Here is an 18,759-nt window from a genome sequence, read left to right as displayed (position 1 = left end):
CCAGCTACCCCGAGGACCACTGTGCGACGCCGACTTGCTGCCGCGCTCATCGTGCCGGCCCTGATGCTCACCGCGGCCTGCGGAGGAGGTGACGGCGGAGCGAAGAAGAAGGACGCGTCCGCCTCCCCCTCCGACAAGGCGTCGCAGCCCGCCGCCCCCAAGCCGGTGTCGGACGCCTCGCCGATGCCCACCGTCGCGGGCGATCTGGGCAAGAAGCCCACGATCACCATCCCGAAGGGCGACCCGAGCGGGAAGTTCGTCGTCAAGACGCTGACCGCGGGCACCGGTCCCGAGGTCAAGAAGGACGACCTCGCGGTCACGAAGTACACCGGCAAGATCTGGAAGAGCGGCAAGGACCTCGCCGGCTCCTACGACCAGGGCGGCGCCCCGCAGGTCATCCCGGCGGGCTCGCAGACGTACATCCCGGCGTTCAGCGAGGCGGTGCTCGGCCAGAAGGTCGGCAGCCGCGTGCTGGTCGTCGCCCCGCCGGCCGCCGCGTTCGGTGCCGCGGGCAAGCAGGAGCTCGGCGTCGGCCCCACCGACAACCTGGTCTTCGTCCTCGACATCGACAGCGTGATGCCGAAGAAGGTCGAGGGCACCCAGGCCGCGATCCCGTCCAATCTGCCGCAGATCAAGGCGGACAAGGACGAGGCCGCCACGATCACCGTGCCGAAGAACGACCCGCCGAAGACCCTCGTCGACCAGGTCCTCATCGAGGGCAAGGGTGCCGAGGTCAAGAGCGGCCAGACCGTCTTCATGCAGTACAGCGGCGCTACCTGGAAGCCCAACGAGGGCCTGGACAAGGCGAAGCTGTTCGACACCTCCTGGAAGACCGGCGCCCCGTTCTCGACCGTGATCGGTCAGGGCCAGGTCATCGAGGGCTGGGACAAGGGCCTGGTCGGCAAGAAGGTCGGCAGCCGTGTCCTGCTGGTCATCCCGCCGGAGCAGGGCTACAAGGACAAGGCCCAGGGCGCCGACATCCCGGCCAACTCGACTCTGGTCTTCGTCGTGGACATCGTCGGAGCAATGTAAGACTGTTCCGGTTGCCCATCCTTACCGGAGCCGCGAAGCGGCGTAGTACGCTGCGCATCTGCTTCGGCAGCGGTCAGGGCTTGGCCGTCATGAGGGTCTTCGGACCCAAGTGAGAAGCCCCCTCGTTTGCGAGGGGGAGGAGTCACAGCGATAAGTAGGAGCATTACGTGAGCATCGACAAGCCCGAGATCGACTTCCCCGAGGGTCAGCCGCCGGCGGACCTGGAGATCAAGGAGATCTGGGAGGGCGACGGCGCCGTCGCCAAGGCCGGCGACAACGTCAAGGTCCACTACGTGGGCGTGGCCTTCTCCACCGGCGAGGAGTTCGACGCCTCCTGGAACCGCGGCAACCCGCTGCAGTTCAAGCTCGGCAGCGGCCAGGTCATCGCCGGCTGGGACCAGGGCATCCAGGGCATGAAGGTCGGCGGTCGCCGCCGGCTGACCATCCCCGCCCACCTCGCCTACGGCGACCGCGGCGCCGGCAACGCCATCGCCCCGGGCGAGACGCTGATCTTCGTCTGCGACCTGATCGCCGTCTGAGCCGCACCTCGATCAGTCCTGAGCGATCGGACCTGATCAGACCGAGGGCCCGTGCCTGCTGGCACGGGCCCTCGGCTTTTGCCCGGGCAGCCCGGGGCGGTACGGTCAGCGGTCGGAGTGCAATACGAGAGAGGGCGTAGGGCATCGATGGCGATTGCCAAGGCCGAGCGGCTGATGAACCTGGCGCTGTGTCTGCTCGGGACACGGCGGCCGCTCAGCAAGCGGGAACTGCGCGCGTCCATCGAGGCCTACCTTGAAGCCGGGTCCGACGACTCCTTCAACCGGATGTTCGAGCGCGACAAGGACGACCTGCGCGAACTCGGCCTGGTCATCGAGACCGTGGAGAACATCGAGGGCGAGACCGGCTATCTCGCCCGCCGCGACAGCAACCGGCTGCCACCGGTCCAGCTCGACGCCGAGGAGGCCGCGGCCCTCGGCCTCGCCGCCCGGGTCTGGCAGCAGGCCCGGCTCGCGGGAGCGGCCAGCGGAGCACTCCAGAAGCTGCGCGCCGCCGGTATGCCGGAAGCTCACAATCCGTATGAGCACAGCGCGATCGAACCGCGCATCCCGGTCCATGAGGCGGCCTTCGAACCCTTGATGCTGGCCTGCCGCGACCGGCGCCCGGTCGTCTTCGACTACCGCAAGGCCAATGCCGTACGCCCCGAGACCAGGCATGTCGAGCCGTGGGTCCTGGAGTGCTGGCGCGGCCACTGGTACCTGGCCGGCTGGGACCGCGACCGGGGCGCCGAGCGGGTGTTCCGGCTCAGCCGCATCTCCGGCAAGGTCCGCTCCCGGGCGGGCGCCTTCACCGCGCCCGTGCCCGACGTCGTCACCGTGCGCGAGACCGTCGAGACCTGGGCGGGGGAGACCGCGACCCGCTCGGCCCGGATCCGGCTGCGGGCCGGGGCCGGCTACCCGCTCCGTTCCCGGGCCACCTCGGCTCGGGAACTCGGCGACGGCTGGGCGGAGTTGGAGATTCCGTACGGGCACGGGCTCGATGCCCACCTGGTGGAATTCGGCCCCGATGTCGTCGTGCTGGAGCCCGCCGACCTGCGGGCCGATGTCATCGACCGGCTGCGCGCCGTGGCCAAGGGCTGAGGGGGACCGTACGACCATGGCTGCCAATGCCATCGACCAGACCCGGCGGATGCTGTCGCTGGTGACCTATCTGCGCGAACGCCCCGGCGCCCGCGTCGGGGACGTCGCCCGCGCCTTCGGCATCACCGAGGACGAACTGATCTCGGACCTCGATGTGCTGCCCATGTGCGGCACCAGCTTCCGCGGCGGCGACCTCCTGGACATCGACACCGACGGCGACCGCATCTGGTGGCACAACCCGGACGATGTCGCCGAGCCCCTGCGGCTCGCCGCCGACGAGGCGACCGCGCTGCTCGTCGCGGCCCGTGCCGTGTCCACCCTTCCCGGCCTGCGCGAGGGCGACCGGCAGGCGCTGCTGCGCGCCACCGCCAAGCTGGAAGCCGCCGCCGGTGAGGCCGCGGGCGCCAGCTCGCGGCTCTCGGTCACCTTCGAGTCCGAGGGCGGCGTCTTCGCCGAGGTCGACCGGGCGATCTCGGAGCGCCGCCGGCTGTGGCTGAAGTACTACTCGCCCGCGCGCGACGAGCTCACCGAGCGCGAGGTCGACCCGATCCGGCTCTTCGCCGTCGGCCACACCTATATGGAGGCGTGGTGCCGGCTCTCGGAGGCCCGGCGCACCTTCCGGCTGGACCGGGTGGCCGAGATCCGCCTGCTCGACGAGGCGTCCGCACCGCCCGAGCTCGAACTGCGCGACCTGTCCGAGGGGCTCGTGCAGCCGTCCGCCGACGACCCCGAGGTCGTCGTGGAGGTCGCGCCCGGCGGCCGCTGGGTCGCCGAGTACTACCCGCACGACAGCGCCGAGGAGCTCCCCGACGGCGGCCTCCGGATCACGCTGCGCACCCCCGACCCGGCATCGCTGCGGCGCCTGGGGCTGCGGCTCGGCCAGGACGGCAGGATCGTCTCGCCGGACGACCTCGCGCAGAGCGCCCGGCGCGCCGCCCGCGAGGCGCTCGCCGGATATGAGGAACCGCCCACGCCTGATCACCAGAGCTGAGGAGAGTTGCGGAACATGTCGGTGCTGCCCGGTCTTTCCCGTCCCGTGATCCCGGTCCTCTTCAAGGCCGCCTGCCCGGAGTGCCGCGGCCGCTTCGAGCTCGGCGCGGCCGCGCTCCGGCTGGCGATCGGCGCCAGCCACCGCACCACCTTCTACTCCTTCACCTGCCCCGAGTGCGGCTCGGCCGTCCGCAAGCCCGCCGGCGAGCGCATTGTCGAACTGCTCACCGGCGGCGGTGTCCGCACCCTCCGTCTCCACTCCACCGTCTAGGGTCCCCATCCATGTTCTGGCCGATGACCGCCATCGCCCTCGGTTTCCTCGGGATCGCCGTGCTCGGCGTCCTCGCCGTCAAGGTCTTCGTCGAGGCGCAGCGGCTCGGCCGCCAAGTGGCCGAGACCACCCGCAAGATCAATCGCGCCGCCGAGGACCTGGAGCGCGCCGCGGTCGACCTCGCGGGTGCCGGGGAAACGCTGAGATGACCGGTGCGCTCTGATGTCGTACGTTTCGGGGCGGTACGCTGCACAACGCGGTCCAGGCAGCGAGGCACGGCCCGCGAAGGGGAGTACGCACGGGGATTGCCCGGCGTTCACCCCTGCGCGTTACGATCGCTGCACGTAAGGCGGTCGGACACCAGTCCGGCCGCCGCCCACAGCCCCACCCCACGCAGCCTCGGTGAGAAGGTAAACGCTTATGTTCGGAAGGCTCGGCGCCCCCGAGATCATTCTCATCCTCATCGTCGTCTTCCTGCTGTTCGGCGCGAAGAAGCTCCCGGACATGGCGCGGTCGCTCGGCAAGTCGGCCCGCATCCTCAAGAGCGAGGCCAAGGCCATGAAGGCCGAGGGGCAGCAGACGGCCCCGGCCGACCCGCCGGCCCCGGGTGAGCAGCCGCCGGCCCAGCGCACCATCCAGTCCGCTCCCGGCGATGTGAACAGCGCGCGTCCGGTGACCGAGCCGACGGACTCCACGCAGCGCTGACACCGGGCCGAAGCAGGCGCTGTTCACCTCCGTGACCAGAGCGACCTGCCGCACGAGATGAGGACGTGGGTTGCTCAAGTCTGCCCGCACACAACAGAAGGACCCCGAGGGGCGGATGCCGCTCTCGGATCATCTTCGCGAGCTGCGCAACCGGCTCGCGAAGTCGGTGTTCGCGATCCTGGTCTGCGCCGTGGTGGCGGCGTTCTACTACAAGCAGATCGTGGAAGTGATCACCGAGCCGATCAAATCCGCCGTCGACTGCAAGGTCTCCTTCTCCGAACTCGCCAAGAAGGGCGACGGCGAGACCTGCGGCAACATCACGATGTCCGGCCTCATGGGGCCGTTCACCCTGATGATCAAGGTGTCGCTGGTAGCCGGTGTCGTGGCGGCCAGCCCGGTCTGGCTCTACCAGCTGTGGGCGTTCGTCGCGCCCGGTCTGCACAAGCACGAGAAGAAGTACTCGCTGGGCTTCGTGGCCGCGGGCTTCCCGCTCTTCGTCGCCGGTGGCTGGTTCTCGTACAACGTGCTGCCCGCCGCGGCCCGGGTGCTGCTCGACTTCACGCCGCAGGGCGTGGCCAACCTCCTGCCGCTGAACGAGCTCCTCGACCTCGTCACGCGCATGATCATCGTCTTCGGCCTCTCCTTCGAGTTGCCGCTCTTCCTCATCATGCTCAACTTCAGCGGCATCCTCACCGGCCGCCGGATGCTGGGCTGGTGGCGCGGAATGATCATGGGTGTCACGATCTTCGCGGCCTTCGCTACGCCGACCGTCGACCCGATCTCTATGCTGTCGCTCGCCGCCCCGATCGTCGCCCTCTACTTCGTCGCCGTCGGCATCGCCATGATGAACGACAAGCGCCGCAAGCAGCGCGCCGAGGCCGGTCCCGGCGACGACGAGGCCTCCGACCTCGACCTCACCCCCGAGGACGTCGGCGCCGTCGAACCCGTGACCTCGCCCCCGGCCCTGCCCGAGCAGTCCGACGGCGGCCGGTCCAGCAAGCTGGGCGGATACGACGACATCACCTGACCTTGACGTGATCACCGGAGCTTGTAAGGTCCGGCGGGTGACCAGCGAGATCACCCTCTTCGTCAATCCCACCGCGGGACGCGGCCGGGGCGCGCACGCCGCGCAACCGGCCGCTTCCGCGTTGCGGGCCGCCGGGTTCTCCGTACGCACCGTCCTGGGAGAGAACGCCGAGGACGCCCTGCGCCGCGCCCGCGAGGCCGTCGAGGGCGGCACCGGGGCGCTGATCACCGTCGGCGGCGACGGCATGGTCAACCTCGCCCTCCAGGCCGTCGCGGGCACTTCGACCCCGCTCGGTGTCGTCGCCGTCGGCACCGGCAACGACTTCGCCCGCGCCCTCGGCCTGCCGATACGCGACCCAGCCCGCGCCGGAGCGCTCGCGGCCGGAGCCCTCAAGGGCGCGCACATCACGGACATCGACCTCGGCCGGACCGGCGACCGCTGGTTCGCGACCGTCCTCGCGTCCGGCTTCGACTCCCGGGTCAACGACCGCGGCAACCGCATGAGTTGGCCGAGCGGCCGCTTCAAGTACGACCTCGCGATGCTCGCCGAACTCGCCGCCTTCAAGCCGGTCCCGTACAAGATCACCCTCGATGACGGCGAGACCCGCGAGATCGAGGCAAGCCTCGTCGCCGTCGGAAACGCCTCCTCCTACGGAGGAGGCATGCGCATCTGCGCCGACGCCGACCTGACCGACGGCCTCTTCGACGTCACGGTCGTCGGCGACTGCTCCCGTACGACGCTCATCAAGGTCTTCCCGAAGGTCTACCGGGGCACCCACCTCGGCCACCCTGCGGTCACCACCCACCGCGTCGCCTCGATCACCCTCGCCGCCGACGGCATCACCGGATACGCCGACGGGGAACCGCTCGGTCCGCTCCCGCTCACCGCGGAGTGTGTACGCGGTGCCGTGCGGGTATTGGCACCCGTACCGGCGCCCGGCCGGAAGGCCGGCGGTCCCGGTCCCCGATAAAGATCGCGACCTCTGTCAGAGGCGGCGGGTAGGCTCGAAGACAAGATGACAGAGGACCTCTCACCAGCCGAAGCGTACGCAGCTGCCCGGCTCCGCGCCGTCGAGCAGGCCACCGCGCTCGCACCCTTCCGCGACCTGTACGACTTCGATCTGGACCCCTTCCAGATCGAGGCCTGCCAGGCCCTCGAAGCCGGAAAGGGCGTGCTCGTCGCCGCCCCCACCGGCTCCGGCAAGACCATCGTCGGCGAGTTCGCCGTGCACCTGGCCCTCCAGCAGGGCCGCAAATGCTTCTACACCACGCCCATCAAGGCGCTGTCCAACCAGAAGTACGCCGACCTCACCCGGCGCTACGGCCCCGGCAAGGTGGGCCTGCTGACCGGTGACAACAGCGTCAACGCCGACGCACCCGTGATCGTCATGACCACCGAGGTGCTCCGCAACATGCTGTACGCGAGCTCCCAGGCGCTCATCGGCCTCGGCTACGTGGTGATGGACGAGGTGCACTACCTCTCCGACCGCTTCCGCGGCGCCGTCTGGGAAGAGGTGATCATCCACCTCCCCGAATCGGTCACCCTGGTCTCGCTCTCCGCGACCGTCTCCAACGCCGAGGAGTTCGGCGACTGGCTCGACACGGTCCGCGGCGACACCGAAGTGATCGTCTCCGAGAGCCGACCCGTGCCGCTGTGGCAGCACGTCATGGCCGGGCGCCGGATGCACGACCTCTTCGAGGAGGAGTCCGACCACGGCGGCCGCGGGGTCGCCAGACGCGAGGTCAATCCCGACCTGCTGCGCATGGCGCGGATGGAGAACCAGAAGACGTACAACCCGCGCGACCGGCGCCGCGGCAAGATGGTCCGCGAGGCCGACCGCGAGCGCGAGCGCCGCTCGCGCTCCCGGATCTGGACACCCGGCCGCCCCGAAGTCATCGAACGGCTCGACGCCGAAGGCCTGTTGCCGGCCATCACCTTCATCTTCAGCCGCGCCGCCTGCGAGGCCGCCGTCCAGCAGTGCATGTACGCGGGCCTGCGGCTCAACGACGAGGAAGCGCGCCAGAAGGTCCGCGAGATCGTCGAGGAGCGCACCGCCTCCATCCCCGGCGAGGACCTGCACGTCCTCGGCTACTACGAATGGCTCGAAGGGCTGGAGCGCGGCATCGCCGCCCACCACGCGGGCATGCTGCCCACCTTCAAGGAGGTCGTGGAGGAGCTGTTCGTACGGGGCCTGGTGAAGGCCGTCTTCGCCACCGAGACCCTGGCGCTCGGCATCAACATGCCCGCGCGTTCAGTGGTGTTGGAGAAGCTCGTCAAGTGGAACGGCGAGCAGCACGCCGACATCACCCCCGGCGAGTACACCCAGCTCACCGGCCGGGCCGGGCGGCGCGGTATCGACATCGAGGGCCACGCGGTGGTCCTGTGGCAGCGCGGCATGGACCCGGGCGCGCTCGCGGGCCTGGCCGGCACGCGCACCTACCCGCTGCGCTCCAGCTTCAAGCCCTCGTACAACATGGCCGTCAACCTGGTCCAGCAGTTCGGCCGGCACCGCTCGCGCGAGCTGCTTGAGACCTCCTTCGCGCAGTTCCAGGCCGACAAGTCCGTCGTCGGGATCTCGCGCCAGGTGCAGCGCAACGAAGAGGGCCTCGAAGGCTACCGGGAGGGCATGCACTGCCACCTCGGGGACTTCGAGGAGTACGCGCGGATGCGGCGCGACCTCAAGGACCGCGAGACCGAGCTCGCCAAGCACGGCGCTGCGCAGCGCCGGGCGGCCGCCGCGGCCTCTCTGGAAAAGCTCAAGCCGGGCGACATCATCCATGTACCGACCGGCAAGTTCGCGGGTCTCGCCCTCGTCCTTGATCCCGGGCTGCCCGCCGGCCGCACCAACGGACACCGTGGCTTCGAGCAGCACGACGGGCCGCGCCCCCTGGTCCTGACCGCCGAGCGGCAGGTCAAGCGGCTGGCGTCCATAGATTTCCCGGTGCCCGTCGAGGCCCTGGAGCGGATGCGCGTCCCGAAGTCCTTCAACGCGCGCTCGCCGCAGTCCCGCCGGGACCTGGCGTCCGCGCTGCGCACCAAGGCCGGGCACATCGTCCCCGAGCGGCACCGCAAGGCCCGCTCCGAAGCGGCCGACGACCGTGAGATCACCCGGCTGCGGACCGCCCTGCGCGCCCATCCCTGCCACGGCTGCGACGAGCGGGAGGACCACGCGCGCTGGGCCGAGCGCTACCACCGCCTCCAGCGCGACACCAAGCAGCTGGAGCGGCGCATCGAGGGGCGTACGAACACCATCGCGCGCACCTTCGACCGCATCGTGGCGCTGCTCACCGAGCTCGACTACCTGCGCGACGACGAGGTCACCGAGCACGGCAGACGGCTCGCCCGCCTCTACGGCGAACTCGACCTCCTGGCCAGCGAATGCCTGCGCGCAGGCGTCTGGGAGGGCCTGACCCCGGCCGAACTGGCCGCCTGCGTATCGGCGTTGGTGTACGAGGCGCGGCAGTCCGACGATGCCGTGGCGCCCAAGACGCCCTCCGGCAAGGCCAAGGCCGCGCTCGGCGAAATGGTGCGGATCTGGGGGCGGCTCGACGCCCTTGAGGAGGACCACAAGATCAACCAGGCGGAGGGCGTCGGCCAGCGCGAGCCCGACCTCGGCTTCGCCTGGGCCGCCTACCAGTGGGCCTCCGACAAGGGCCTCGACGAGGTGCTCCGCGAGGCGGACATGCCCGCGGGCGACTTCGTCCGCTGGTGCAAGCAGGTCATCGACGTCCTCGGCCAGATCGCGGCCGCCGCCCCGCGCGAGAACAGCACCGTCGCCAAGAACGCCCGCAGGGCGGTCGACGCGCTGCTGCGCGGTGTGGTGGCCTACAGCTCCGTGGGCTGAGCGGATCGGCAGTACGGGGCGGCCCCCACGGGCGTTCGGTGGGGGCCGCCCCCATGTCCGCCGGGGCTTCACATGTGGCGCGTCCCGACCATCAAGGGACGTCGGCGGCCGGGCGGCAGCGGAGCTGAATCATCCTGCCCCTGGTGCCCCATGAGGTAGCTCCTGGCCCACCAACTCCCGTACGAGGTGAGCGCCTACCTCGCCAACTCCCGGGCCATATCGGTGAGTTCGCCCGCCCCCAGCACCCGGCTGCCGAAGCCGGGCAGCGGGACGTGGAGCGCGGCGGCCCAGCGAGCGGGCACGGCCGCCAGGCCGTGGCGGGCGCCGGCCAGGCCGCCCGTCACCGCGGCCACCGTGTCCGTGTCGCCGCCCAGATCGATCGCCGCACCCAGAGCCTGCTCGAAGGAGTCCGTCGTGCGCAGTGCCCAGAGGGCGGAGCCGAGGCAGGGCCACACCGCGCCGTTGAACTCCGTCGCGTCGTCGGGGTGCCAGTCGGGCGCCAGGACCGCCGACCAGCGGGCCCGGTGGTCGGGGTGCACGGCGGCCAGCGCGTCCGGCACGGCGCTGAGCGGATCGGCACCGCTCAGCGCGACCCGTACCAGGTCGTGGTAGATCGCCGTGCCTTCCCAGGCCGCCCGGTCGCCGTGGGTAAGTGCCGCGATGCGGCGGGCCGCGGCCATCGTCGCCTCGCGTCCGGCGTCCGCGAAGTAGACGGCGGACGTGGTGGCCCGCATCAGCGAACCGTTGCCCGCCGCATGCCGGTTGACCTGGAAGTGCAGCGCGGCCGCGCGATCCCAGGGTTCGCCGTTGGTCAGGACGTCCTCGGTCTGGAGCCCGATGTCCTTGGGCTCCGCCGCCGCCCAGCGCTGGAACCGCCGGAAGATGTCGGCGAGTTCGAGGCCGCCGTGTTCCAGGAGGGACTCGGCCACGAGCACGGCCATCTGCGTATCGTCGGTCGCCTCGCCCGGGTCCCAGCCGCCGCCCCCGCACATCGTGCCGATGCCGTCGGGGAACCGTGCCGAATACACCCCGGGCGGCCCGAATTCGAACGGCGCCCCCAGCGCGTCGCCCACCGCCGAGCCGACCACGGCACCCGCCGCTCGATCGGCGATGCCGGTGCGCTCATCAGGGCTGCGTCGCGGGACTTCGGGGTCTTCGATGGTCACGTCTTCACGCTAGCCACCGGCTTGGCGGGGCCGCGAACGGTTTTCCGCCGCGCGCCGGGGGGCGGGGATTCGCGATACATCGCGGTTGACGACACGCGACCTGTCGAGATATGTTCGGCTACGAGTATTCGGGAACGGGGTGATGGTCATGGCGGTCAGGCGGCGCAAGCTCAACAACCCGTTGGCGCTGGCTGTCATGGTGCTGCTCTCCGAGCGGCCGTCGATGCATCCGTACGAGATCGCCCAGACTCTGCGCCGGCGCGGCAAGGAGTACAGCATCAAGATCAATTACGGATCGCTCTACACCGTCGTCCAGAACCTCGAAAAACATGGATTCGTCGAGGTCTCCGAGGTGCAGCGGCAGGGCAACCGCCCCGAGCGCACCCTCTATGCCCTCACCGCGACGGGCCGCGAGGAGATGCTGCACTGGATGGCGGACATCGTCTCGGTGCCCGTGCATGAGTTCCCGATCTTCGAGACGGCGCTGTCCCTCATGGGCGTACTGCCGCCCGACGAGGTGACCGCGCTGCTTGAGCAGCGGCTCAGCACGCTGGAAGTGCAGGCCGCCGGGCTCAGGGGAGTCCTGCGGAAACTGTGCGAGACGCTGCCCCGGATGTTCCTGGTGGAGACCGAGTACCAGCTCCACATGATGGACGCCGAGGCGGAGTGGGTGCGCGGCTTCCTCAAGGAGATCGCCGAGGGCACCCTCAGCGGCCTCGACGGATGGCGCAGTCTGCATTCCACCGGTGAAGTCCCGCAGGAATGGCGGGACTTGGAGGAGGACCACTCCCGTACGCAGTCCGCGGACGCCCACTAGCCGCGGACGCACCGTTCACAGAAGAACCCCGGCACGGACTGTTGCAGCAGTCCACGCCGGGGTTGCGACCCAGGACCGGACCCGCGCGGAGCAGGCCAGGCGATCGAGGGTGCGGCACGCCAAGGATAGCCCGGCGCTCCTCACGCGGATCGGTCCGTCACCACCGACCATCCCCGCTCACCACAGGAGAGCCCCGTCATGAGCACCCGGGCGCCCGCAGTAGAGGCGCGCAACCTGATCAAGACGTACCCCGGTGATGTGACCGCCCTCAACGGCATGGCCATCACCGTCGAAGCCGGCAAGGTCTTCGGACTGCTCGGGCCCAACGGCGCCGGCAAGTCCACCACCGTCAAGATCCTCACCACCCTCGCGCGGCCCGACAGCGGCACCGCGACCGTCGCCGGGCACGATGTGCTGCGCCACCCCGACCGGGTCCGCCGCGCGATCGGCGTGGTGGCGCAGAAGTCCGGCGCCGACCCCGTCGCCACCGGCCGCGAGAACCTCCAGCTCCAGGGCCGGCTGTACGGTCTGACCGGTGCGGCACTCCGCCGCCGGGTGGACGAGCTCCTGGAGCGGTTCGGCCTCGCCGACGCCGGAAAGCGCATCGTCAAGGGGTACTCGGGCGGCATGCAGCGCCGCCTCGACGTGGCGCTCGGCCTGGTGCACCGGCCCGAGGTGCTGTTCCTGGACGAGCCGACCACCGGGCTCGACCCCGAGGCCCGCACCGCGATGTGGGAGGAGATCTCCCGCCTCGCCGGTGACGAGGGGCTCACCATCGTGCTCACCACCCACTACCTCGAAGAGGCCGACCGGCTCGCCGAGCGGATCGCGATCGTCGACCGCGGCCGGGTCGTCGTGGAGGGCACGCCCGACGAGCTGAAGGGTGAACTCCGCGGCGACGCCGTCCATGTGGAGCTGCGCGAGGCCGTCACCGAACGGTCGCTGCTGCGCGCGGCGCTCACGGGGCTGCCCGGGGTGCACGAAGTGCTGCTCGACGGCCGCCGCGTCAGCGCCCGCGCCGACGACGGCGCGGCCGCCGTACCCGTACTGCTCGCCGCCCTGGAGCGGGCCGGAGCATCCGTCGCCGCTGCGACCGTCGCCCGGCCCTCCCTCGACGACGTCTACCTCCGCCATGCCGGACGCCGCTACGCCGATGCCGAGGCGGCAGCCGAAGCCTCCGTCCTCGCCACCGCGGGAGATGCGCGATGACCACCGACACCGTGACCCGGACCCCGAGCAGCGGCCTCAAGGGTTCCAACGCCCTTGCCCAGACCTGGTACATGACGCAGCGTCAGCTGATGGCGATCTTCCGGCAGCCCGCCTATCTCCTGATCACCCTCATCCAGCCGGTGATCTGGCTGTTCCTGTTCGGCAACCTCTTCAAGAAGGTCGTCCAGCTCGGCGGCTTCGGCACCACCTCCTACCTGGACTACCTGGTGCCCGGCATCGTGCTGATGAGCGCGCTCGGCTCCAGCATGTGGGCCGGCATGGGCACCCTGGAGGAGATCGAGCGGGGCACCCTCAACCGCTTCCTCACCACGCCGGTCAGCCGCAGCGCCCTGATGAACGCCAACGTGGTGCAGAACGGCATCAGCATCGCCGTCCAGACGGTGATCATCCTGCTGCTCGGCAAGCTCGGCGGTGCCGACTACCCGGGCGGGTTCGGAGGTGTGCTCATCCTCGCCGTCGCCGCGATCCTGCTCGGTACTGTCTTCGGTGCCTTCTCCAACGCGCTCGGCATGCTGGTCCGCCAGCGCGAGTCGATCATCGGCATCAACACCTTCCTGCTGCTGCCGCTGACCTTCCTGTCCTCGGCGTTCATGGCGCCGTCCCAGATGCCGTCCTGGATGCGCCACATCGCCGACTTCAACCCGCTCAACTGGGGCATGGTGGCGGGCCGTTCGGCCATGTCCGCGGACCCCGACTGGGGCATCGTCCTCGGTCGCGGAGGCGCACTCCTCGCGCTGGCCGTCATCGCGGTGTGGCTGTCGACCCGCACGTTCCGCTCGTACCAGAAGTCGGTGTAGACCCGGCCGGTACGCCGACTCCCGCGGGCGCGTCGGCCCGGATGTACGGAGGGGAGGGGGCGGGGGGCAGCCGTCCCGGAAGCGGCGCAACCCCCGGCGGGGGAGCGCCGGGGGTTGCGGGGGAGCGGGTCGATCAGGGCAGGGGGCTCCGCGTGGCTGCTTCAGGCCGGCGGAGCCTCCTGCTCGCGCTCCACCTGCGCGTTCCACTCCCGCTTCGTCGCGCGCCAGGCGTCGTCGTCCTGGCCCAGGCGCCAGTATCCGGAGATGGACAGGCGCTCGCGCGGTACGTTCCGCTCGATGCGGAGCAGCCGGCGCAGCTCCTTCACGAATCCGGCCTCGCCGTGCACGAAGGCGTGCACATCGCCGGGCGGGAACTCCAACTCCCTTATGGCGCCGACCAGTTCGGAACCCACCGGGGCCGTGCCCCGGTGCAGCCACGTCACCGTGGTGCCGTCCGGCGTGGTGATCTTCTGCTCCTCCTCGGGGCCGGCCACCTCGACGAAGGCATGCACCACGGCGTCCGCGGGCAGGCGCTCCATGGCCGCCGCGATCGCGGGCAGCGCGCTCTCGTCACCGGCGAGCAGATGCCAGTCGGCCGCCGGGTCCGGGGCGTATCCGCCGCCGGGGCCGAGGAAGCGCACCGTCTCGCCGGCCTGGACGCGGGTGGCCCAGGGCCCCGCCAGGCCCTCGTCACCGTGCACCACGAAGTCCACCGTCAGCTCGCCGAGCACCGCGTCCCAGGCCCGTACGGTGTAGGCGCGGGTGCTCGGCCACTGCTCGCGCGGGAACTCGGCGCGGATCCGCTCCATGTCGAAGGGCTCCGGGTAGCTCACGCCCTCGGCCGGGAACAGCAGCTTGATGTAGTGGTCGGTGTGCTCGCCGACGGCGAACCCGGCCAGCGACTCGCCCCCCAGGACGACCCGCACCATGTGCGGGGTGAGGCGCTCGGTGCGCACCACTCGCGCCTCGTTGGCCTTGGGCTTTGTGCGAGACGGGCGTTCTGCCACAGTGCGCTCCCCTGATCCACTACTAGTTAGGATTACCTAAGTTAGCACTTCAGTGGCGGAGAGTGGAGAGCACACGCCCCACCGCTCCGCCCAGCCCCCACCGGGCCACCAGTTCGTCCAGCGTGGCCGGGTCGAGCGCCTCGCAGGGCAGCGCGGCATCGAACTCCGGCAGGGGCACGTCCAGCGCGACCCGCACCACCTTCGGCGCGACGTCCAGGTAGTCCGCGGCCTCCAGGATTCCCCTGCGCTTGGCCGGGGTCAGCCGGGAGAAGCGGTCCGCGGCGGCCGTGCGGACACCCGCCAGGTCGCCGTACTCCGAGATCAGCTGGGCGGCGGTCTTCTCGCCGACGCCCTTCACGCCGGGCAGCCCGTCGCTCGCGTCGCCGCGCAGCGCGGCGAAGTCCGCGTACTGATCGGGCCGCACCCCGTACTTCGTACGGATCATCTCGTCGTCCACCAGGTCGCAGTCGCCCACACCCTTGCGCGGGTACAGCACGCGCACCCCGCGCTCGTCGTCCACCAGCTGGAACAGGTCGCGGTCGCCGGTGACGATGTCGACGGGACCGGGAGCGCGGGCGGCCAGCGTGCCGATCACGTCGTCCGCCTCGTAGCCCGCGACGCCGATGCGGGCGATGCCCAGCGCGTCCAGGACCGCCTCGATCACCGGGACCTGCGGGGCCAGGGTGTCCGGGACCTCCTCCTCGTCGGGCAGGCCCGCCGGGGTCTGACGCGCCACCCGGTGCGTCTTGTAGGAGGGGATCAGCTCGACCCGCCAGTGCGGCCGCCAGTCCGCGTCCATACAGGCCACCAGCTCGTCGGGCCGGTGGTCCTGGACCAGCCGGCCGATGAAGTCGAGCAGGCCGCGCACGGCGTTGACCGGCGTGCCGTCCGGGGCCCTGACCGTGTCGGGGACTCCGAAATAGGCCCGGAAGTAGAGGGAGGCGGTGTCGAGGAGCATCAGGCGTCGCGTCACACCCCGATGATGCCGCACCCCACTGACACTCACCTCGCGCCATCAGTGAACTGGGTCACGGTTGCGTTTGCTCCCGCTGAAGCGGGGCAGGCGCGACGCCGGAGCGGACCCAAGTATGGATTTCAACCATTTCTTGGGCGGCGGACCGAATCCGCCCGCTCCACGGCCCGCGCACGGGGGATGCGGGCCGTTTTCGTTCGACCCGTGAGGTGTATGTGTCCAGGCTGCAAGCCGAGCAGCTCTACAAGGTGTTCGGCAGACGACCCGGCGAAGCCGTCCGCGAGCTCGAAGGCGGCGCCGGCCGCGACGAGCTGCGGGCGGACGGGACGACCGCGGCGGTGATCGACGCATCGTTCACGGTCGATCCCGGCCAGATCTTCGTCGTCATGGGTCTCTCCGGATCCGGTAAATCGACCTTGCTCCGCATGCTCAACGGACTGCTTGAGCCCACCGCGGGCCGCGTCCTGTTCGACGGCCAGGACCTGACCAGCCTGTCCGCCCGCGAGCTGCGCACCGTCCGCTCCACCAAGATCAGCATGGTGTTCCAGCACTTCGCGCTGTTCCCGCACCGCAGCGTCCTGGAGAACGCCGCGTACGGCCTCGAAGTGCAGGGCGTCCCGCGCGCGGAGCGCGAGAAGCGCGCTGCCGAGGCCCTGGAGCTGACCGGCCTGGCCGGCTGGGGCGACTCCTGGCCCGACGAACTCTCCGGCGGCATGCAGCAGCGCGTGGGCCTGGCCCGGGCGCTGGCCACCGACGCCGACCTGCTCCTGATGGACGAGTCGTTCAGCGCCCTCGACCCGCTGATCCGGCGCGACATGCAGGACCAGCTCCTCGAACTGCAGAAGCGCCTCAAGAAGACGATCGTGTTCATCACGCACGACCTCAACGAGGCCATGCGGCTCGGCGACAAGATCGCCGTGATGCGCGACGGCCGGATCGTCCAGCTCGGCAGCGCCGAGGACATCCTGCTGACCCCGGCCAACGACTACGTGGCCTCCTTCATCCAGGACGTCGACCGCTCCCGGGTGCTCACCGCGCTGTCCGTGATGACCACCCCGCACCGCCCCGACGCGGGGGACTGCGACTGCGAGACCGTGCTGCCCGGCACCCCCGTCGCCGACGTGTGCACGGTGGCCGCCCGGGTCCCGCACCCGGTCGCCGTGAAGGACTCCGACGGCTCGCTGCTCGGCGTCGTACCGCAGGACCGGCTCATCGCCTTCCTCGGGGACGACAAGCAGGGCCCGGTCGCCTGCTCGATGAAGGAGGTGGCCGCCCATGCCTAGGCTCCACCTCGGCGACTGGGTCGACAGCGCCGTCAACTTCCTCCAGCACCACTTCTCCTGGCTGTTCGACGCCATCACCCAGGTCGTCAACGGCATGTACGACGGCATCAACGCGGTGCTCGACTGGCCGCAGCCGCTGCTCTTCGCGGGCATCCTCGCCGTCGTCGCCTGGTGGCTGCGCGGACTGCTCGCCGGTGTCCTCACCTTCGCCGGATTCGCGCTGATCGACTCGATCCAGCTGTGGGACGACACGATGTCGACGCTGTCGCTCGTGCTCGTCGCGGCGATCGTGACGCTGGTCATCGCGATCCCGCTCGGCATCTGGGCCTCGCGCTCCAAGACGGTCAGCGCCGTCCTGCGGCCGGTCCTCGACTTCATGCAGACCATGCCGGCGATGGTCTACCTGATCCCCGGCATCATCTTCTTCGGCGTCGGCGTCGTCCCCGGCATCATCGCCACCATCGTCTTCTCGCTGCCTCCGGGCGTACGCATGACGGAGCTCGGCATCCGCCAGGTCGACGGCGAACTCGTCGAAGCGGCCGAGGCGTTCGGCACCACGCCGCGCAACACGCTGCTGCGGGTGCAGCTGCCGCTGGCGCTGCCCACCATCATGGCGGGCATCAACCAGGTCATCATGCTCAGCCTCTCGATGGTCGTCATCGCGGGCATGGCGGGCGGCGGCGGCCTCGGCGGCGCCGTGTACCGGGCCATCGGCAACGTCGACATCGGCCTCGGCTTCGAGGCGGGCATCTCCATCGTCGTCCTCGCCATGTACCTGGACCGGATGACCGGCGCGCTGAGCCGTCAGGTCTCGCCGCTCGGCCGCCGCGCGCTCGCCAGGGCGAAGGCCGCCACCGGCGGTCTCAAGATCTGGAACTACCGTCCGCAGCCCGCCGTCGCGGTCGTCGGCGTGGTCGTCCTCGCGCTCGTCGCGGGCGGCATGGGCATGTTCGGCTCCTCGGACACGGCCACCGCCACGGGCGCCAAGGACGTGGGCAAGGGCAGGAAGATCTCGCTCGGCTACATCCCGTGGGACGAGGGCGTCGCTTCCACCTTCCTGTGGAAGGAGCTCCTGGAGCGGCGCGGCTTCACGGTCGACGCCCGGCAGTACGAGGCCGGCGCGCTCTACACCGGCATGGCCGGCGGCCAGATCGACTTCGAGACCGACTCCTGGCTGCCCACCACCCACGCCCAGTACTGGGCGAAGTACAAGGACAAGCTGGAGGACCTGGGCTCCTGGTACGGGCCCACCTCCCTGGAGCTGTCGGTGCCCTCCTACGTCAAGGACGTCGACTCGCTGGCGGACCTCAAGGGCAAGGGCGCCGAGTTCCAGAACCGCATCGTCGGCATCGAGCCGAGCGCCGGCGAGACCGGGATCCTGAAGGACAAGATCCTCAAGGAGTACGGCCTGGACGGCGAGTACAAGGTCGTCGACGGCTCCACGCCGGGCATGCTGGCCGAGCTGAAGCGGGCGTACGCCAAGAAGGAGCCCATCGTGGTTCCGCTCTGGTCGCCGCACTGGGCGTACAACACCTACGACCTGAAGAAGCTCAAGGACCCCCAGGGCGTCTGGGGCAAGGGCGACGGTGTGCACACCCTGGCCCGCAAGGGCTTCGGCGCCGACAACGCCGAGGTCGACAAGTGGCTGAAGAACTTCACGATGGACGAGAAGCAGCTCACCAGTCTTGAGGCGAAGATCCAGTCGACCGGCAAGGGCAAGGAGCAGGACGCGGTGCGCGCCTGGCTCAAGGAGAACCCGGGCCTGGCCGACAAGTGGACCCCGGTCTCCTAGGAGCAGACCCCCTCCCTCCTGGGAGCGGATTCCCTCGCACCTCCCGTTTCCGCAGCCGTGGCCGGTCCTCCGGCCACGGCTGCGGAGCGTCGTGATCCGGCCTGATCCCGGCCGGTACCCTCGGTGATCTTGGCGTGACGGTCCCCTCGGGAGCCGAAGCTGCGTAGGGTGCAGGGAACGCAGCCGGT

18 protein-coding genes are annotated in these 18,759 nt (G+C 70.3%); 15 read left to right on the top strand and 3 right to left on the bottom strand.

The features are described from left to right. Window positions 1-21: 21 nt before the first annotated feature. The 10 genes from ACIBK6_RS13055 to ACIBK6_RS13010 all read left to right on the top strand — a co-directional run bounded on the left by ACIBK6_RS13055 (window position 22) and on the right by ACIBK6_RS13010 (window position 9,506). A complete protein-coding gene (locus ACIBK6_RS13055; protein WP_399051261.1) occupies window positions 22-1,032 on the top strand; it encodes an FKBP-type peptidyl-prolyl cis-trans isomerase in 1,011 nt (336 codons plus the stop codon). A gap of 167 nt (window positions 1,033-1,199) precedes the next feature. Beyond that, the gene (locus ACIBK6_RS13050; RefSeq protein ID WP_399051260.1) at window positions 1,200-1,571 is read left to right on the top strand and encodes an FKBP-type peptidyl-prolyl cis-trans isomerase; all 372 of its coding nucleotides are present in this window, start codon (window positions 1,200-1,202) and stop codon (window positions 1,569-1,571) included. Window positions 1,572-1,718: 147 nt separating this feature from the next. Continuing rightward, window positions 1,719-2,669 carry a helix-turn-helix transcriptional regulator gene (locus ACIBK6_RS13045; protein WP_399051259.1) on the top strand — a complete coding sequence of 317 codons (951 nt, stop codon included), beginning with the start codon at window positions 1,719-1,721 and terminating at the stop codon, window positions 2,667-2,669. A 16-nt stretch (window positions 2,670-2,685) separates the two neighbouring features. Further along, complete coding sequence (locus tag ACIBK6_RS13040) at window positions 2,686-3,660, top strand: helix-turn-helix transcriptional regulator (RefSeq protein WP_399051258.1); 975 nt, start codon at window positions 2,686-2,688, stop codon at window positions 3,658-3,660. Window positions 3,661-3,675: 15 nt separating this feature from the next. Next, window positions 3,676-3,930: a hypothetical protein gene (locus ACIBK6_RS13035; protein WP_399051257.1), complete on the top strand. Its 255-nt coding sequence runs from the start codon at window positions 3,676-3,678 to the stop codon at window positions 3,928-3,930. An 11-nt stretch (window positions 3,931-3,941) separates the two neighbouring features. Next, the gene (locus ACIBK6_RS13030; protein WP_399051256.1) at window positions 3,942-4,139 is read left to right on the top strand and encodes a hypothetical protein; all 198 of its coding nucleotides are present in this window, start codon (window positions 3,942-3,944) and stop codon (window positions 4,137-4,139) included. A 211-nt stretch (window positions 4,140-4,350) separates the two neighbouring features. Further along, window positions 4,351-4,635, top strand: coding sequence for a Sec-independent protein translocase subunit TatA (gene tatA, locus ACIBK6_RS13025; protein WP_399051255.1), 285 nt, complete (start codon window positions 4,351-4,353; stop codon window positions 4,633-4,635). 70 nt (window positions 4,636-4,705) lie between these two features. Continuing rightward, a complete protein-coding gene (gene tatC / locus ACIBK6_RS13020; RefSeq protein WP_399051254.1) occupies window positions 4,706-5,662 on the top strand; it encodes a twin-arginine translocase subunit TatC in 957 nt (318 codons plus the stop codon). Between the two features lie 37 nt (window positions 5,663-5,699). After that, entirely contained in the window at window positions 5,700-6,632 is a 933-nt protein-coding gene (locus tag ACIBK6_RS13015; protein ID WP_399051253.1) for a diacylglycerol kinase, read from the top strand. 45 nt (window positions 6,633-6,677) lie between these two features. Then, a complete protein-coding gene (locus ACIBK6_RS13010; RefSeq protein ID WP_399051252.1) occupies window positions 6,678-9,506 on the top strand; it encodes a DEAD/DEAH box helicase in 2,829 nt (942 codons plus the stop codon). Window positions 9,507-9,700: 194 nt separating this feature from the next. Here the strand turns inward: ACIBK6_RS13010 and ACIBK6_RS13005 are convergent, their stop codons facing one another. Further along, window positions 9,701-10,594 (bottom strand): ADP-ribosylglycohydrolase family protein, encoded by an 894-nt coding sequence (locus tag ACIBK6_RS13005; protein WP_399051443.1) that lies wholly within the window; start codon window positions 10,592-10,594, stop codon window positions 9,701-9,703. A gap of 226 nt (window positions 10,595-10,820) precedes the next feature. On the opposite strand from ACIBK6_RS13005, the gene ACIBK6_RS13000 reads away from it, so the two are divergent. The 3 genes from ACIBK6_RS13000 to ACIBK6_RS12990 all read left to right on the top strand — a co-directional run bounded on the left by ACIBK6_RS13000 (window position 10,821) and on the right by ACIBK6_RS12990 (window position 13,516). Then, complete coding sequence (locus ACIBK6_RS13000) at window positions 10,821-11,489, top strand: PadR family transcriptional regulator (protein ID WP_399051251.1); 669 nt, start codon at window positions 10,821-10,823, stop codon at window positions 11,487-11,489. 198 nt (window positions 11,490-11,687) lie between these two features. Further along, complete coding sequence (locus ACIBK6_RS12995; RefSeq protein WP_399051250.1) at window positions 11,688-12,698, top strand: ATP-binding cassette domain-containing protein; 1,011 nt, start codon at window positions 11,688-11,690, stop codon at window positions 12,696-12,698. Beyond that, window positions 12,695-13,516: an ABC transporter permease gene (locus ACIBK6_RS12990; protein ID WP_399051249.1), complete on the top strand. Its 822-nt coding sequence runs from the start codon at window positions 12,695-12,697 to the stop codon at window positions 13,514-13,516. The genes ACIBK6_RS12995 and ACIBK6_RS12990 overlap by 4 nt, the downstream gene beginning before the upstream one ends. A gap of 161 nt (window positions 13,517-13,677) precedes the next feature. Here ACIBK6_RS12990 and ACIBK6_RS12985 read toward each other — a convergent pair whose 3' ends face one another. Further along, on the bottom strand, window positions 13,678-14,523 hold the full coding sequence (locus ACIBK6_RS12985; RefSeq protein ID WP_399051248.1) for a siderophore-interacting protein: 846 nt from the start codon (window positions 14,521-14,523) through the stop codon (window positions 13,678-13,680). Between the two features lie 49 nt (window positions 14,524-14,572). After that, window positions 14,573-15,481: a 5'-3' exonuclease H3TH domain-containing protein gene (locus tag ACIBK6_RS12980; protein WP_399051442.1), complete on the bottom strand. Its 909-nt coding sequence runs from the start codon at window positions 15,479-15,481 to the stop codon at window positions 14,573-14,575. 230 nt (window positions 15,482-15,711) lie between these two features. Between ACIBK6_RS12980 and ACIBK6_RS12975 the strand changes: the two genes are divergently transcribed. Then, the gene (locus ACIBK6_RS12975; protein WP_399051247.1) at window positions 15,712-16,779 is read left to right on the top strand and encodes a glycine betaine/L-proline ABC transporter ATP-binding protein; all 1,068 of its coding nucleotides are present in this window, start codon (window positions 15,712-15,714) and stop codon (window positions 16,777-16,779) included. Then, window positions 16,772-18,571, top strand: coding sequence for an ABC transporter permease/substrate binding protein (locus ACIBK6_RS12970; protein ID WP_399051246.1), 1,800 nt, complete (start codon window positions 16,772-16,774; stop codon window positions 18,569-18,571). Before ACIBK6_RS12975 ends, ACIBK6_RS12970 begins: the two co-directional genes overlap by 8 nt. The last annotated feature ends 188 nt before the right edge of the window (window positions 18,572-18,759 follow it).

The organism is Streptomyces sp. NPDC050485 (genome assembly GCF_044458185.1).
Lineage (GTDB): Bacteria > Actinomycetota > Actinomycetes > Streptomycetales > Streptomycetaceae > Streptomyces.
Note: the sequence above shows the minus strand (reverse complement) of the source record. Positions and strands in the feature narration are given on the sequence as shown.